General features: G+C 73.3%; 12 protein-coding genes and 1 tRNA gene. 7 read left to right on the top strand and 6 right to left on the bottom strand.

Annotation, left to right across the window (positions count from 1 at the left end; translation table 11 throughout):
* Positions 1-21 precede the first annotated feature (21 nt).
* Positions 22-498 (top strand): carboxymuconolactone decarboxylase family protein, encoded by a 477-nt coding sequence (locus WMF26_RS08730; RefSeq protein ID WP_437999939.1) that lies wholly within the window; start codon positions 22-24, stop codon positions 496-498.
* Positions 495-1307 carry an isocitrate lyase/PEP mutase family protein gene (locus tag WMF26_RS08735; RefSeq protein ID WP_437999940.1) on the top strand — a complete coding sequence of 271 codons (813 nt, stop codon included), beginning with the start codon at positions 495-497 and terminating at the stop codon, positions 1305-1307. The genes WMF26_RS08730 and WMF26_RS08735 overlap by 4 nt, the downstream gene beginning before the upstream one ends.
* 78 nt (positions 1308-1385) lie before the next feature.
* On the opposite strand, the gene WMF26_RS08740 is transcribed toward WMF26_RS08735, so the two are convergent.
* Positions 1386-1459 (bottom strand) — tRNA-Arg (locus WMF26_RS08740).
* 219 nt (positions 1460-1678) lie between these two features.
* On the opposite strand from WMF26_RS08740, the gene WMF26_RS08745 reads away from it, so the two are divergent.
* On the top strand, positions 1679-3310 hold the full coding sequence (locus tag WMF26_RS08745) for a L,D-transpeptidase (RefSeq protein WP_437999941.1): 1632 nt from the start codon (positions 1679-1681) through the stop codon (positions 3308-3310).
* Between the two features lie 17 nt (positions 3311-3327).
* Here the strand turns inward: WMF26_RS08745 and fusA are convergent, their stop codons facing one another.
* Entirely contained in the window at positions 3328-5439 is a 2112-nt protein-coding gene (gene fusA / locus WMF26_RS08750; RefSeq protein ID WP_437999942.1) for an elongation factor G, read from the bottom strand.
* A gap of 204 nt (positions 5440-5643) precedes the next feature.
* On the opposite strand from fusA, the gene WMF26_RS08755 reads away from it, so the two are divergent.
* From WMF26_RS08755 to WMF26_RS08765, 3 genes are all read left to right on the top strand, one after another.
* Positions 5644-5982 (top strand): transcriptional regulator, encoded by a 339-nt coding sequence (locus WMF26_RS08755; protein ID WP_437336722.1) that lies wholly within the window; start codon positions 5644-5646, stop codon positions 5980-5982.
* A gap of 334 nt (positions 5983-6316) precedes the next feature.
* Positions 6317-8314: a protein kinase domain-containing protein gene (locus WMF26_RS08760; protein ID WP_437999943.1), complete on the top strand. Its 1998-nt coding sequence runs from the start codon at positions 6317-6319 to the stop codon at positions 8312-8314.
* Positions 8315-8367: 53 nt separating this feature from the next.
* On the top strand, positions 8368-9705 hold the full coding sequence (locus tag WMF26_RS08765; protein ID WP_437999944.1) for a glycoside hydrolase family 113: 1338 nt from the start codon (positions 8368-8370) through the stop codon (positions 9703-9705).
* A 3-nt stretch (positions 9706-9708) separates the two neighbouring features.
* On the opposite strand, the gene WMF26_RS08770 is transcribed toward WMF26_RS08765, so the two are convergent.
* The 4 genes from WMF26_RS08770 to WMF26_RS08785 all read right to left on the bottom strand — a co-directional run bounded on the left by WMF26_RS08770 (position 9709) and on the right by WMF26_RS08785 (position 14046).
* On the bottom strand, positions 9709-11121 hold the full coding sequence (locus WMF26_RS08770; protein ID WP_437999945.1) for an ATP-binding protein: 1413 nt from the start codon (positions 11119-11121) through the stop codon (positions 9709-9711).
* A gap of 198 nt (positions 11122-11319) precedes the next feature.
* Positions 11320-12027: a TIM barrel protein gene (locus WMF26_RS08775; RefSeq protein ID WP_437999946.1), complete on the bottom strand. Its 708-nt coding sequence runs from the start codon at positions 12025-12027 to the stop codon at positions 11320-11322.
* Positions 12028-12035: 8 nt separating this feature from the next.
* Positions 12036-13118: a nucleotidyltransferase domain-containing protein gene (locus tag WMF26_RS08780; RefSeq protein ID WP_437999947.1), complete on the bottom strand. Its 1083-nt coding sequence runs from the start codon at positions 13116-13118 to the stop codon at positions 12036-12038.
* Between the two features lie 31 nt (positions 13119-13149).
* Positions 13150-14046, bottom strand: a complete 897-nt coding sequence (locus tag WMF26_RS08785; RefSeq protein WP_437999948.1) for a hypothetical protein — start codon at positions 14044-14046, stop codon at positions 13150-13152.
* Positions 14047-14374: 328 nt separating this feature from the next.
* On the opposite strand from WMF26_RS08785, the gene WMF26_RS08790 reads away from it, so the two are divergent.
* The gene (locus WMF26_RS08790; protein ID WP_437999949.1) at positions 14375-15499 is read left to right on the top strand and encodes a glycosyltransferase family 4 protein; all 1125 of its coding nucleotides are present in this window, start codon (positions 14375-14377) and stop codon (positions 15497-15499) included.
* Positions 15500-15506 lie beyond the last annotated feature (7 nt).

The raw sequence follows: 15506 nt of genomic DNA on the forward strand, positions 1-15506 counted from the left end.
ATGAACCTATCCTGCCGGGCCATGGCAACCAAAACTTCCCGGCTCGACTACGCGGGGTTCCGGCGCCTCGCCCCCGAGGCCGATCGCGCGCTGCTCGCGATCTCGGCCGCCACGAAGCAGAGCGCCCTCGGCGCGGAGCTCATCCAGCTGGTCAAGGTGCGCGCCTCGCTGGTGAACCGCTGCTCCTTCTGCCTCGCGATGCACCGGCGCGAGGCGCGGCGGCTCGGGATCTCGGGCGAGCGGCTCGAGGCGCTCGCCCGCTGGCGCGAGAGCCCTTGCTTCACGCCGCCGGAGCGGGCGGCGCTCGCGTGGACCGACGCGCTGACGCAGCTCGCGGACGGCGGCGTGCCCGACGAGGTGTACCGCGAGGTGTCGAGCGCGTTCTCCGACGCCGACCTCGCGGCGCTGACGTCGGTCGTGGCGACGATCAACGCCTGGAACCGCATCGCCGTGGCCTACCGGTTCCCGGCGGCGCCCGACGCGGAGGGCGGCGAATGAGCCAGCCGCACTCCAGCGCGGCGCGCTTCCGGGCGCTGCACGCGCCAGGACAGCTCCTCGTCCTGCTCAACGCGTGGGACGCCGTGAGCGCCCGCATGGCCGAGGCCGCCGGCGGCGCCGCCGTCGCGACGAGCAGCGCGGCGGTGGCCTGGGCGCACGGCGCGGCCGACGGCGAGCGCCTGCCGTTCGACCGGCTGCTCGCCTCGACCCGCGACATCCTCCGCGCCGTGCGCGTCCCGGTGAGCGTCGATCTCGAGCGAGGCTACGCCACGAGCGCCGAGGGGGTCGGCAACGCGGTGTGCCGCCTCGCGGAGGCCGGCGTCGCGGGCGTGAACCTCGAGGACGGGGCCGAGCCGCCCGAGGCGCTGGCTGCGAAGCTGCTCGCGGCGCGGGGGGCGCTCCAGCGCGCCGGGCTGGACCTGTTCCTGAACGCGCGCACCGACGTGCTCCTGCGCGGCGCGCCCTCGTCCGCCGCGGCCCTCGACGAGGTGGTGCGCCGCGCCAGGCGCTACGTCGACGCGGGCTGCGACGGCGTCTTCGTGCCGGGCCTCGCGGCGGCCGAGGGGCTCACGCGCGTCGCCGCGGAGGTGCAGGCCCCGCTCAACGTGTGGGCCTCGCCGGCGCTACCGCCCGTCGAGCAGCTCCGAGCCCTCGGCGTGCGCCGGGTGAGCGTCGGGCCGCGCCTCGCCCTGACGGCGCTCTCGGCCGCGAAGCAGGACGCGGAGCAGCTGCTCGCCGGCCGGTGGACGCCGCCGTCGTTCCACGATGCGCCGCTGACGTACGCCGAGCTCAACGCGTGGTTCGCGTGAGCGCCTCACGCAGCGACGCCTCGCCGCAATCCGGGCACGATCCCGAGACCCGAGGTCACGGGACCATTGACAACCCAGCGCGCCACAGTGGATTCGAACCACTGGCCTTCGGCTCCGGAGGCCGACGCTCTATCCAGCTGAGCTAGTGGCGCATGCTCGCGGGGTTCGCGAGGGCCCGGAACCTACCCAACGCCGGGCTCCAGCGCAACCCCATTCCAGCATCATCGCGCACTGCCCGCCGTCGCCTCCGAGCATCGCCCGCGGTGGGCGCCGCCGCAGGAGCGCCCCTGGGGCCCGGTTGCCCGCGCTTCGGGCCGATCGGGGAGCGCCAAAACTTGGCCACCTGCCCGTCTGTCCGGCATCCCCGGGGCATGGACGCCCGACAGCGAAGCTCTGCGATCCCGGCCCTCGCGCGCGGCTTCTCGCCGCCCGCCCTGGCGCTCGCCGCCCTCGCCCTGCCGGTCCTCTCGGCCTGCAGCGGCGGGGAGAACGCCACGCCCGAGGGCATCATCAGCCTCTCCGCGGGCGCGGCCCAGACGTCCGCCGAGAACGACCCCGCCACCCTCCCGCGCGTCGACGGGCCCCGCATCGGCGCCGTGCAGATGGTCGCGCCCATCTACGAGAAGGCGGACCGCCGCTCCGCCAAGCTCGGCTACCTCCGCGCGGGCGGGACGGCGCCCCGCGGGGAGAAGCCCGTCTCGTTCGACGACTGCCAGGGCGGCTACTACCGCGTGCTGCCCGCCGGGTACATGTGCGCGGACAGCGACGCCACGATCGACATGAAGCACCCGATCCTCCGGGCGCTCACGCGGCGGCCCGACCTGTCCAAGCCGATGCCGTACCCGTACGCCTTCGTCAGGGCCATCGCGCCGAACTACTACCGGATGCCGTCGATGAAGGAGCAGCTCCAGTACGAGATGAGCCTGGAGCGGCACCTCCGCAGCTACAAGAAGCTCAAGAAGAAGTGGGACGAGATCAAGGTCGGCGCCAACGACGTGCCGCTCGACGCGCAGGGCAACGCGACCGGCGATCCGCCCGCCGAGCCGCCCGAGCTCGGCGACAGCGAGCTCTACGGCGGCAACGGCAGCGACGAGATCCCCTGGTTCTTCAAGGGCGGGCGGCAGATCCCGAACATCTCGTCGTTCAAGGTCCCGGGCTACGCGATCATCACGAACCGGATCGCGCGCAAGGCGGGGCTCGCCCTCATCGACACCTTCATGGGCGACGGCGGGCGGCGCTTCGCGATGACCACCGACGCGCGGCTCGTGCCCACGTCGAAGCTCAAGCCCGCCCGCGGCTCCACGTTCCGCGGCGTCGACATGACCAAGGGGTGGGAGCTGCCCCTCGCGTTCGTGCACCGGCAGGACGCGAAGCGCTACGACATCTCGGGCGGCGAGATGGAAAAGGCGGGCGAGCTGCCCTGGCACACCGCCGTGCAGCTCACGGGGCGATCGAAGAAGGTGGGCGGCGCGCGCCTCGTCGAGGCGAAGGACGGGACGTGGGTGCGCGACTCCGACGTCGCCATCGCGGTGAAGCCCTCGGAGCTGCCGTCGTTCGCGCAGGGGGACGTGAAGTGGATCGACATCTCGATCCTCAGCCAGACGCTCATCCTCTACGAGGGCAAGCGGCCGGTCTACGCGACCGCGGCGGCGACGGGGCGCGACGGGCTCGGCGACCCCAAGAAGACCTTCTCGACCGTGCGCGGGACGTTCCGGATCCGCGACAAGCACGTCACGACGACGATGGACGCGCACGAGGTCGACAACAAGTTCGAGCTCCGCGACGTGCCGTGGGTGCAGTACTTCGAGGCGGGCTACGCGATTCACGCCGCGCCGTGGCACGACGACTACGGCAAGCCGCGCAGCCACGGGTGCATCAACCTGTCGCCGATCGACGCGCGAAGGGTGTTCCTCTGGACCGATCCGCCGGTGCCCGACGGGTGGCACGGGGTCAGCGCGGGGAAGGCCACGGGGGAGGGGACCATCGTCCACATCCACCCGTAGCCCGGGCGTCGCCGCCGTCAGTCCTCGTCGGCCTCGGCCTTGAAGCCGCTCTCCTTGATCACCTTCTCCTGCACCGCCGGCGGGCAGACCTCCAGGTGCTCGACGCTCATCGTGAACGTGCCCTTGCCCTGGGTCATGCTCTTCAGCTTCGACTCGTACTCGAGCACCTCGGCCAGCGGGACGAACGCGTTCACGATCGTCTGATCCTCGACCGAGTCCGTGCCGATGATCCTCCCGCGGCGGCTGTTGATGTCGCCGATGATGTCGCCCATGGTCGCGCTCGGCACCGTCACCGAGAGCCGCACGATGGGCTCGAGCAGCACCGGCGCGCACTGCGCGGCGGCGGCCTTGAACGCCTTGCTGCCCGCCATCTGGAACGCCGCGTCCGACGAGTCGACGTCGTGGTACTTGCCGTCGAAGAGCCGCACCTTGACGTCGACCATCGGGTAGCCGGCCAGGACGCCCTTCGACATCGCCTTGACGATGCCCTTCTCGACCGAGGGGATGAACTGCCGCGGCACGGCGCCGCCCACGACCGCGTCCTCGAAGACGAAGCCGCCGCCGCGCGGCAGCGGCTCCATGTCGATGTAACAGACGCCGAACTGGCCATGACCGCCGGTCTGCTTCTTGTGCTTGCCCTCGACGTTCGTGGCCTTCCGCGAGATCGTCTCCTTGTAGGCGATGTGCGGCGGGCCGAGCCGGCAGTCGATCCCGACGCGCCGGCGGATGCGCTCCACCGTGATCTCCAGGTGCAGGGCGCCGAGGCCCGAGACGACGAGCTCGCGGGTCGACGGGTCCTGGTGCACGCTGAGCCCCGGGTCCTCCTCGGTCAGCCGGTAGAGGGCGTTGCCGACCTTGTCCTCGCCGCCCTTCGCGTCGAACCTCACGCCGCGCGAGAAGAGGGCCGGCGGCAGCTCCGGCGCGCTGAAGAGGAACGCGTGCTTCTCGTCGCAGAGCGTGTGCCCGCTCAGCGTGGCCTTCAGCTTGTGCAGCGCGACGATGTCGCCGGCGCGCGCCTCCTCCACCTGCTTGTGGTCCTTGCCGACCACGGCGTGGATCTTGCCGAGGCGCTCGGCGTTGCCCGTGCTCGCGTTGAGCAGCGTGGCGTCGGGCCGGAGCGCGCCGGAGAGCACGCGCGCGAACGAGGTGCGGCCGGCGTGCGGATCGATCGACGTCTTGAAGACGAACGCCGCCGCCGGCGCCTCCGCGGACGGCGGCCGCTCGGCGGCCTGCGGCGCGGCGCCGGGCTTGCCGCTCGGGACGACGCCGGCCCACGCCGGGTGCTCGGTCGGCGGGGGCACGAGCTCGACGATGCCGTCGAGCAGCGCGGCGGCGCCGCTCGGGCGGACCCCGGAGGCGAAGTAGACCGGGACCAGCGCCCCCCGGCGGACCGCGTCGCGGAGCCCCTGATCGAGCTCCTGCTGCGTGAGGTCGCCCTCGGTCAGGTACCGCTCGGTGAGCTCGTCGTCGCTGCCGGCGACGTCGTCGACGAGCTTCCCCCGGGCCTTCTCGACCGCCCCCGCGACGTCGGCCGGCACGGGAGCGCCGGCGGCCGCGGCGGGCGCCTCGGGCTTGTCGAGCCAGGCCTTCTTCGTCCGGATCGCCACGACCCCCCGGAACTGGAGCCCCTCGCCGACGCGCTCCTCCATGATCGCGAGCGGCGCCTTGAGGCGCGCGCGGACCTCGGCGATCACCTCGTCGGGTCGCGCGTTCTCTGCGTCGACCTTGGTGACGACGACCATGCACGGCAGCTTCGCCTCCCTCACCCACCCGAAGACACGCTCGGTGATCGGCTGCACGCCGTCCTTGCCGCTCACGACGAGGATGGCCGCGTCGACCGCGGCGAGCGCGAGCCGCGTCTCGGCGAGGAAGCTCCCCTCTCCGGGCGTGTCGACGAGGTTGATCTTCTTCCCGCCCCAGGAGAGGTGCGCGACGCTCGCCTCGAACGAGCAAACGTGCTCTTTTTCCTCGGCGGTATCGTCGAGGACACTCGACTTGTCGTCCACCTTGCCGAGCTTGGCCGTCGCCTTGCCGACGTACAGCATGGCCTCGGCGAGCGATGTCTTCCCAGCCCCCTTGTGTCCGATGATTGCAACGTTCCTGATGTCCCCTGCCTCAGTCGTTGTCATTCCTCGTTCGTATCAATCCCCGTGGAGATCGAGAAGGCCGGCACGCGATTTTTGGGGTGCTTTCCGCGGCGCAGCAGGACAGCGAAGACGGGCATCGAGTCGCTCACCCGAGCTCTGCCGCGACGCGCTGCGGCGTGCTCGATCGAACAGCGGTTGTCCGGCGCTGCCTGAGCGGATCGCGCGCCCGGGATCCCCTCGCGCGACATGAGCGCTCTCCGCCTCGCAATCCAGATGCTGCTCGGCATTGCGCTGCCGCTCGCGCTGCAGCGGTGGGATCGTCGGCGGCTTACGCCCGAGCAGCGCGCCGCTTGCTGGAACGGAGCGACCTGGGGCGCAGCGCTCTACGCGTTCGGGCCGCTGTCCATGCTCGGGTGGTGCTGGGTCACGCGCGGCGTTCAGCACGGGCGGCCGGACGCCCGCGGGGGGCGGGGCCTTCGCGCGGTGAAGGCGCTCGGGCTCGGCGCGGGGTCCGCCGCGGCGCTCGTCCTCGTCCTGGCCGGCATCGACACCCTGGTAGCGCTCGCGCTCGGGCTCCCGCCGTGAGCCGCGTGGACGGCCGGAGCGCAGGCCCGCGCGCCCCGCGCGGCGCAGCGCCGGACTGCGTGGCACGGACGGCGCATCGCTGGGCTGCATGGCTGGGAATGTCTGGATGGCGAAGGGCGATGGATCGGCTGCATTCGCGGCAGCGATGGATGGAGGCGGGCCGGCCGGCCGGCCAGCTGGCCGGCCAGCCGGCTGCGCACAGAACGGACATCCCCCTGTCGTCGTGGTCGGTAGACGACACGTCATGGACGCGTTGCTGCACTCTGGATCTGCTATTCAGAGGACAGGTTTTGACCCGGTTCGCGGAGCGCGCGGACCCCACCGAGGCAGTGCGTTGACGTCGCTGAAGGCCGGAGGAGAGGATCGCGCGGCCGCGCGAGAGTGGACCGACGCCGAGCGTGCGCCTCGGGCGGCCGAGGCTCCGGCGGGGGGCCAGGAGGTCGTCGCCGGCAGGTACGCGGTGGAGACCCGGCTCGGCCTCGGCGGGGTCGGCGCCGTCCACCTCGCGATCGATCGCGCGTCGGGCCAGCGCGTCGCGCTCAAGCGCGTGGACCCCAGGATCGCCGAGAACCGGCACGCCGTCGACCGGCTGCTCCGCGGCGCTCGCGCCGCGCGCGCTCTCTCGGGCAGGTACGTCGCGCGGGTCCTCGACGTCGGGGTCGAGGGCGGCGTGCCGTTCGTGGTCAGCGAGTACCTGGAGGGCTCCGATCTCGCGAGCTACCTGCAGCGCCGCGGGCCGCTGCGGCCCAGGGAGGCGGTGAAGTACCTCCTCCAGATCTGCGAGGCCGTCGCCGAGGCGCACGGCGTCGGGCTCCTCCACCGCGACCTCAAGCCCGAGAACGTGTTCCTCAGCTTCGGCGACGGCGCGCCGAGCGTGAAGGTGCTCGACTTCGGCGTGTCGGCCGTGGCGTGCGGCGTCGAGAGCGAGGGCCCGAACGCCGCCTCCGGCGCCATGCGGACCTCGCTGCTCTACATGGCACCGGAGCAGATGCGGTCGGCGGGCGGCATCGACGAGCGCGCCGACATCTGGTCGATCGGCGCGGTGGCCTACGCGCTCCTCTGCGGAGCGAGCCCGTTCGAGGCGCGGACCGAGCTCGAGATCTGCAACAAGGTCCTGAACGATCCGCCCGCGCCGTTCCCGCCGCGGTTCGAGCCGGCCGAGCTCGGGGGCCTCGTGCTGCGCTGCCTCGACAAGGACCCGGAGGCGCGCCCCTCGGACGTCGCGAAGCTCGCGTTCGCGCTCGCGCGCTTCGGGGGCGAGGGCGCGGAGGACGCGGCCGAGCGCGTGTGGGAGGCGCTCCGGGCGGAGGACGAGACGCTCCGCATGGCGACCCCGGCCCCCGCGCCCGTCGAGGACGAGTGGGAGGCCGACACGCTGGCCGATTTGCCAATGATGTCGCCCGACGATCTCATGGGCGACCTCGAGACGACGGCCAAGTGGGATGCGCCAGGAGGCGTCCGCCACGGCGAGATCACGCTGGTGTCGCACGCGGGCGCGTCCTGGGACGGCGGCGAGCAGCTGCGGCCGAGCCGCACGCCGCCCCCGGTCCTGACGGTGAGCCCGCCGGAGCTCCCCACCGACCTGCGGGGCCGGGCTGGGCAGCGTCCGGCAGGCGGAACGCCCGTTCCGCTCGACCGCGAGATCGCGCATCGCGTCACCGTCGACCCGGCGCCGCGCGTCACGCCGGCCGAGGCGCGCGCGCCGGCCGAGACGGAGCGGCTCACGGTCGTGCGCGGCGGGCCGTCGCCGTGGCCGCGCCGGCTCGCGATCGCGCTCGCGGTGCTCGGGATGACCGCGGGGGTCGGCGGCGTGTGGCTCGTGCAGACGGGCGCGCTCGGCGTCGATGAGAGCGCGGTGCTGGCATCGAAGGGCGTGGCGAAGCGCGCGGTCCAGGAGGCGCGCTCCCTTGCTGCGGCGAGGCGGCCGGGCGCGGCCGTGCCTGCCGCGGCCGTGGCGTCGGGTGAGCCCGCGGCGCCGGGGCCGGATGCCGAGAGCGCTCCGGGCCCGGACGGCGGAGCGCTGCAAGCCGTGCCGCCGGGCGGGCTCCGGTACCAGCCGCAGCGGCCCGACGTGATCTACGACGAGGTCGAGCGCGAGCGGCGGCGGCGCGAGAAGATGGAGCGCGAGCAGCGGTGGCGCGAGGGGACCGAGCGCGCGCGGCAGGAGCGCGACGCGCTGCTGCGCGCGCGGCAGCCGTCGGAGGCGGCGACCGCGCCGCGGCCGGGGGAGACGGCGGCCGCGCCGCAGCCGCAGGGGCCGGCGACGGCCGCGCCGCAGCCGTCCGAGCAGGGTCACGGCGGGCCGCGGCCCCAGGAGACCGACGGCGGCTGACGTCCGCGGTACCGCGAGCCGCCCGCCTGGTATAAGGCGTCCCCGTGCCAGCGATGAGTCGAGAAGTACGCGCGCTCGCCGGCGCCGCGGGCGCCGCCCTCGCCGTGTCGGCGGCGGCCGTCTGCGGCGCTGCGCGGCCCGCGAGCGCCGCGCCCCGGATCGCGCAGGAGGCACCGCGGAGCGCGGCGGAGGCGCCGCGCGTCGGGCCGGGGGCGCCGCGCGTCGGGCCGGGGGCGCCGCGCGTCGCGCCGGAGGCGCCGCGGATCTCGCCGGAGCGCCTTCCGTACGGCGCGACGGGGTGGGCCGAGTCGGGCTGGGGCGGCGTGCGCGGCGTGACGATCGGGCCGATCGAGAACCTCCGGCATCCGGGCCGCGGCTACGGGACCGCGGCGAGCGGGCGAGCGATGGATGAAGCGGTGGCGATGGGCGCGACCTGGGTCAGCCTGACGCCGTTCGGCCGCGTGTGGGACGGCAAGGGCACCGGCGTCGATCTCGTCTTCGAGGCGCCGTTCGAGGAGAACCGGCGCAACGTGCTCGCGGCGATCGCGCAGGCGCACGCGCGTGGGCTCAAGGTGCTGCTCGTCCCGCACCTCTGGGTCGAGAGCGGCGAGTGGCGGGCGCTGATCGACCCGGGCGACGACGCGGGCTGGGCGCGCTGGGCCGAGTCGTACCGCCGGTTCCTGCTCACCTGGGCGGAGGTCGCGCGCGAGGGCGGCGCCGAGATGCTCAGCGTGGGCGTCGAGCTGCGGAGCTGGGTGACGACGGCGCGGGCGGCGAGCTTCCTGCCGATCATCGAGGCGGTGCGCCGCGTGTACCCGGGGCTGCTCACCTACTCGGCGAACTGGGACGACGTCGAGCACACGCTGATCTTCGACGCGCTGGACCTCATCGGCATCAACGCGTTCTATCCGCTCGCCGAGCGCGAGGGCGCGTCGTTCGAGGAGCTCCTGCGCGGCGGGCGCAAGGTCGCGGCCGGGGTGGACGCGGTGGCGCGCGCGTGGGGCAAGCCGGTCCTGCTCACCGAGATCGGCTACACCACGCGGCGCGATCCCGCCGTGCGCCCGTGGGAGTGGCCCGACCGCATGAAGGACGTGGTCGTCGATCAGCGCTCGCAGGCCGAGGCCTACGCCGCCGTGATGGCGCCGTTCCTGGATGCGCGCACCTGCGCCGGCTTCTTCGTCTGGCGGCTCTACGCCGACCCGGACGACGTCTCGCAGGAGGCCGAGTGGGGGTTCTCGCCGAGGGGCAAGCTGGCGGAGCTCGTGCTGCGCGACGCCTTCTCCACCCGCTGGGCCGCCGACGGCCCCTGGCTCCCCGGCGAGGCGCTCGGCAGGCACCGCGCGCGCACCCCCGGCGTCTTCGGCTGGGAGCTCGATCCGGACGAGCCCTAGGGACTAGGACGGCAGGCGCAGGGTGAACGTCGAGCCCTCGCCGGCGGCGCTCGTCACCTCGATGCGCCCGCCGTGCGCCTCGGCGATGCGGCGCGCGGCCCACAGGCCGAGGCCGACGCCCGGGGCCACGCAGCGCGACGACGGCGCGCGCCAGTAGCGCTCGAACAGCCGCCGCTGGTCCTCGGCCGCGATGCCGACGCCCTGGTCGGCGACCGCGATCGTGACCTCGGCGCCCTCGCGCGCGACGGCGACCTGCACGGCGCCGCCCTCCGGCGAGTACTTGATGGCGTTCGCGACCAGGTTGTTGAGCACCTGCTCGATCCTGACCGGATCGCAGCGCAGCGGGACCGCCTCGCCGGGCAGCGACAGCCTGATCTCGTGCGCGGTCGCCGTCGGCCGGTAGAGCTCGACGACCTCGCGGGCGATCTCGCAGGCGTCCCGGATCTCGTGGCGCAGCTCGATCTCGCCGCCCTCGATCCGCGCGATGTCCATGAGGTCCGTGAGCATGTGATCGCAGCGCGCGGCCTCCTTCCCGATGCGGGCGAGCATCGGCCTGAGCCGCTCCTCGGGCGGCAGGGGCCGATCCGGCCGGAGGCGGTCGACGGTGAGCTTCAGCGCGGCGAGCGGGTTGCGCAGATCGTGCGCCACGCTCGCGAGGAGCCCGAGCTGCCTCCGGCGCTGCTCGGCCAGCGCCTCGGCCATCTCGTTGAACGCGACGGCGATCTCGCGCAGCTCTTCGAGCCCGCCCTGCGGCGCGCGGGCGTCGAGCGCGCCGGCCCCGTAGCGGTCGATCGCGGCGCGGATCGCGAGCAGCGGGCGATAGACTCGCCCGCTCATCTGCCACAGCGCGAGCAGGACCCCGGTGAGCAGCATCGCGGCGGCCCCGAGGCTCACGGTCTCCGAGAGCCGGTTCACCGCGTCGACACGCCCCCGGGCGATCCGCGCCTCCTCGAGCTTCGCGGCGAGCAGCCGCTCGAGCGCGACGAAGGCGCGATCGACCTCCTCGGGGAGCCCGCGCTCCGCGGGGGCGGCTGGCGGCGCCGCCGCGTCCGCCAGCGCGCGCGCGGCGAGGTAGTGCTCGAGCGCCCGCTCGGTCGCCTTGACGACGTCCGCGTTGTCCACGGTGACGGGGTTTTCGCGGATGTCGTCGATCCACCGCTGCACCTCGCGCCCGGCGGCGTCGCGCGCGCGCGCGTGCTCGGGGAGCTGGGTCAGCGCGACCCGGGCGCTCTCGCGCTCGTAGGAGAGGAGGTGGACCTCCAGCTCCATGATGGATCGCACCTCTCGGACCAGGTTGAAGAGGCACGCGACCTCGCGGTCCATGTACGCGGTGCTGAGCGTGAGCCCGCTCGCCGTCAGCAGCGCGAGGGCGGCGAGCCATGCGGTGCTCGCGGCCGCGAGCGTCTTCAGCTTCATCGTGGTCCCCCCGATCCGGCCCTGGGCGCGCCGAGAACGGGCGCAGCGTAGCGCCTCGGGCGCCCCCAGACCGTCCGTTGGGCGCCGCGCTGCCCCCGAAGCCGCTCGTCGAGGCTGCGAGGCCAGGGCTCGCCAGGATCGATGCCGGCGACCGGCGAAACCGGCGCGCCCGCGCCCTCGCCGCCGGCGCTTCCCGGGTCAGCCGGGCGTCTTTTCCAAGCCGTCCGGGATCGTCAGCGCCGCCCTCGCGATGGCCATCTGCCGCTCCAGCTCCTCTGGCGACGCCGGCGTCTCCAGGATCAGCGCCGCGTCGCCCGGGACGTGGGCGGCGACCCGCTGGAACGCGTGCGCCGCGCTCTGGCTCAGGGCGTCGTGCCGGCTGCCCGAGTTCACCTCGCTCACGTGGAGCTGCTTCAGCCGCGTCCTGTGCGCCTTCACCAGGAAGTGCGCCTCCGTCATCGTGCGATCGACCTGGTGCGCGTGGCCGATATCGAAGCAGAACGACGCGTCCGGCAGCGCGTCGAAGAACGGCCGGAGCTCGTCCACCGTGCGGCCCGTCCGCTTTCGCTTGTCCATGTTCTCGAGCGCGAGCAGGCCGCCGAGCTGTCGGAAGGCGCCGAGGTCGTGGACGGTGTCGGGGTGGAGGACGACGAGCCAGCCCAGCGCGGCCACCTCCGCCATGGCGTCGGCGACGACGCGCTCCTCCGCCGCGTCGAAGCGGCTCGGGGCGTGGAACGACACGTAGCGATAGCGCGACAGGTCCAGGGAGCCGAGCTGCCGGAGCAGCGGCTTGAGCTCCGAGATGCGCAGCGCGGAGAGCTCCACCGCGGTCGCGGAGCTCCCTTCCAGCATCGAGAGCGCCCGCTCGACGTCGCTGAGCGCGAGCGCCCCTGTCGAGTAGCCCATGGGTCGCATCAGAACACCCCGTACGTCTGGATGAGCTTGCGGAGCTCCGGGTCCTCCTCGAAGAAGAGCCGGTCGAGCCCGCGCTGGAACTCGCGCCCGATGTCGCGCACCCGCTTGAACGTCGGGTCGTGGCCGAGCTGCTCGTCGAGCGGCAGCTGCTTCAGCCGGCCCCGCTCCTCCTCGTTCGAGAGGAGCTCGAGGAACGCGTCGTAGCTGTCGAACAGCGTCCGCGCCGTCTCCGCCGAGATCGCGGGCCGGAGCAGCACCTCGGCGAGGCTCTCCAGCGGCGTCACCCGGATGCGCTCGCGGAGGAAGCGCACGAGCGCGGGCGTCGAGATCCGGTCGCCGTCGTCGGCCCACGTCGCCCGGTCCTTGCCGAACAGCTCGAAGCCGAAGCAGGTGATGAGCCCGCTCACGAAGATGAGCTTGCGCGACATCCGGAGCTTCGCGTTGCGGAGCGCCCAGCCCGAGCTGCGCTCCCGCTGCTTGTAGACGAAGTCGACGGCGACGGTGCGCCAGTACCGGACGATGTCGTTCAGCAGGAACATCGGGATGATCTCGCGCTTGCTGCCGTAGTGCAGCCCGCGGTCGTCCTCCACGTAGCGCGAGAGCACGAGCCTGAGCACGCGCTCGTGGGCGTCCGGCTTGCCGATCGCGAGCGACTCCAGGAGCAGCAGGATGCGCTGGGTCGTGTTCTTGTTCGTGTCCTCCTGCCCGCCGATCTGGTGGAGGATCGGGTGGCTGAAGGCCACGTTGCCGAACACGCCCGTCGGGCCCGGCTCGTGGAACTTCGCCTCCTTCAGGAGCTTCGTGATGGCCTGGACCTGGCTGAAGTGCCCCTCGTCGGCCTGACCGTCGATGAGCAGCGTCCAGTCGAGATCGCTGCCGGTCGTGTACTCGCCCCGGGCGAGCGAGCCGAAGACCACCGCGCTCGTGTCGCACGGGATCTGCTCGCGGAGCAGCGCCGCGAGGCGCGCCCGGGTCTCCGCCGAGAGCCGCGCGGCCGCCTCGATGCTCGGCCACGACCGCCCCGCCTTCTCGCCGATCCGCTCGATGGCGCCCCGCGGCGCCCTGCCTTCCTCTCGTGTCATCGATCGCACCCTCGATCGCGCCCGCCGCGCCTCACGCCCCGCCGTCGCCCGGGAGGGAGAGCCCGAACCACCGATTCACGAGGTCATGGTGCTCCGCGAGCTGCTCGCGGTAGCGGGGCGCGCCTTCGATCGCGGCCCGCTCGAAATCGACCCAGTAGAGGGCGCCCGTCTTCTCGCCGATGAGCACGTTGCCGAGCTTGACGTCGAGCGGCGCGACGCCGCGCGCGTTCATCGCCCGGACGATCTCCTCGATGCGGCCGCGGTGGGCCTCGCCGCCGCCGCTCGCGAACGCCTCGATCTCGCGCCGATCGCGCTCCGGATCGAACAGCTGCCCGAGCGGCGCGAGGTCGATGTCGAGGACCTTCTGCCCGCGCTCGGCGACCTGATGTTGCAGCGTCTGGCCGCGCACGTAGTCGATGAACAGGGTGCGCGTGGTGAGGTGGAGATCGCGAATCCTCGGGACGCTGGGGAGATCGCGCAGGCGGAGGAGCGCGGCCGCTTCGTTATAGAAGAAGAGCCCGAGCAGGGAGGCGAGGTGCGCGCTCGCGGGCGCGTTCCGCGGCTGGCCGATAAAGCGCTTGCGAACGCAGACGTAGCCGCGGCGCAGGACGACGTGCAGCCGGTACCGCAGGCGCGGCATCTTCTCGCTCCTGCGGTTGAAGAAGGGGACGTCGGCCGGGTGGAGCGCGAAGGCGAAGCCGTCCTGATCGAGCTCGGCGAGCACCCTGTCCCCGGGGCCGAGCTCGGCGACCGACGGGATGTCGCTCGGGGTGACGGCGTCGGGCACCGGGAGCGGGTTCTCGTCGAGCCGGCGCGCGAGGAGCGCCTTGACGGTCTCGAGCCGCACGGCGAGCAGCCTCGCCGCGGCGCTCATGCCTGGCACGCGGCGCATGCCCTGGTCCAGGGCGCGCCGAAGTTCAGGGTTCATGCCCGTCTAGTAGCCGCTTCCGCTCGCCAAATCAAAAGTGCGGTGACGGCGAGGCGAGGTGGTAGGATGACCCAGCGACCCGGGGCGTCCTCTGGGCAAGGGCGAGCGCGAACGAGCGCGAACGAGCGCGAACGATCAGCGGCGAGCGCGACTCGGCGCGACCGCGCGTGACTCGGCGCGACTCGGCGCGACTCGGCGCGACTCGGCGTGACCGCGCGCCAAACGTCACGAACGCAGGCGCCCCGGCGAGGCGTGTTGGCAGCGTGGGTGACGGCGCGCGGTGCGGTTTGCGCTTCAACAGGAGACCCGATTCGGGTAGCAACCCTCCATGGGGACTTCGACGCTGCGGATCGTCCATGTCGTGAGCAGCCTGAACGGCGGCGGCATGGAGCATTTCGTGCTGCGCCTCGCCGAGGCGCAGCGGCGCCACGGCCACGACGCCTCCATCCTCGCGCTGCGCGGCGGGCCGCTCGCGGATCTGGCGCGGCAGCGCGCGCTGCCGGCCACCGTGCTCGGCGGGCGCCTGCCCGCGCGCGCGGCGCACGCCGCGCTGGCCTTCGCGCGCGCGCGTCCGCACGTCATTCACGCGCACAACCCCACTGCGCTCCACTACGCCACGGTCGGCAAGCTCCTCACGCGGGCGCGGCTCGTCTTCACCGATCACGCCCAGACGCGCGGGATCATCCGCGTTCCTTCGCGCTTCGAGTGGCGGGCGACGGACGCCGTCGTCGGATGTTCGCAGGACACGGCCGACAAGAGCGGCGCCGTGGGCGTCGCCGGCAACATCTCTGTCATTCACAACGGGATCGACATCACCCCGGCGCGGCGGACGCGCGAGGAGGTGCGCGCCGAGTTCGGCGTCGGCGCCGACCCGCCGCCCGCGCAATCGCCCGAGCCCGCGGGCCCGTCCGGCGGCGCGTTCGTCGGGATCATGCCGGCCGCGTTTCATCCGGTGAAGGCGCATGACGTGCTGCTCCGGGCGCTCGCGCGGCTGCGGGACCGCGGCGTCGCGGTCACCGTCCTCATCGTGGGCGACGGGGACGAGCGCGACCGCATCCACGGGCTCGCGAGGGAGCTCGGGATCCACGGCAAGGAGGCGCGCTTCCTCGGGTTCCGCAAGGACGTGCCCGATCTGCTCCTCGCCGCCGACTTCTTCGTGCTGCCCTCGCGCGACGAGGGGTTGCCGCTCGCGGTGCTCGAGGCCATGGCGCGCAGCCTGCCTGTCGTGGTGACGCCGGTCGGCGGCGTCCCCGAGGTGGTGCGGAGCGAGGAGCACGGCCTGCTCGTCCCGGTGGACGACCCCGACGCGCTCGCGGCCGCGATCGAGCGGCTCGCGCGCGATCCCGCGCTGCGGCGGCGGCTCGGCGAGGCGGGGCACGCGCGGGTCCGCGACGACTTCTCGTTCGAGAAGATGACGCGCAAGTACGAGCAGCTCTATCTCGGCCTCGGGTGACGGGCGA

The sequence above is a fragment of the Sorangium sp. So ce185 genome (assembly GCF_051526825.1).
GTDB lineage: Bacteria > Myxococcota_A > Polyangia > Polyangiales > Polyangiaceae > Sorangium > Sorangium cellulosum_D.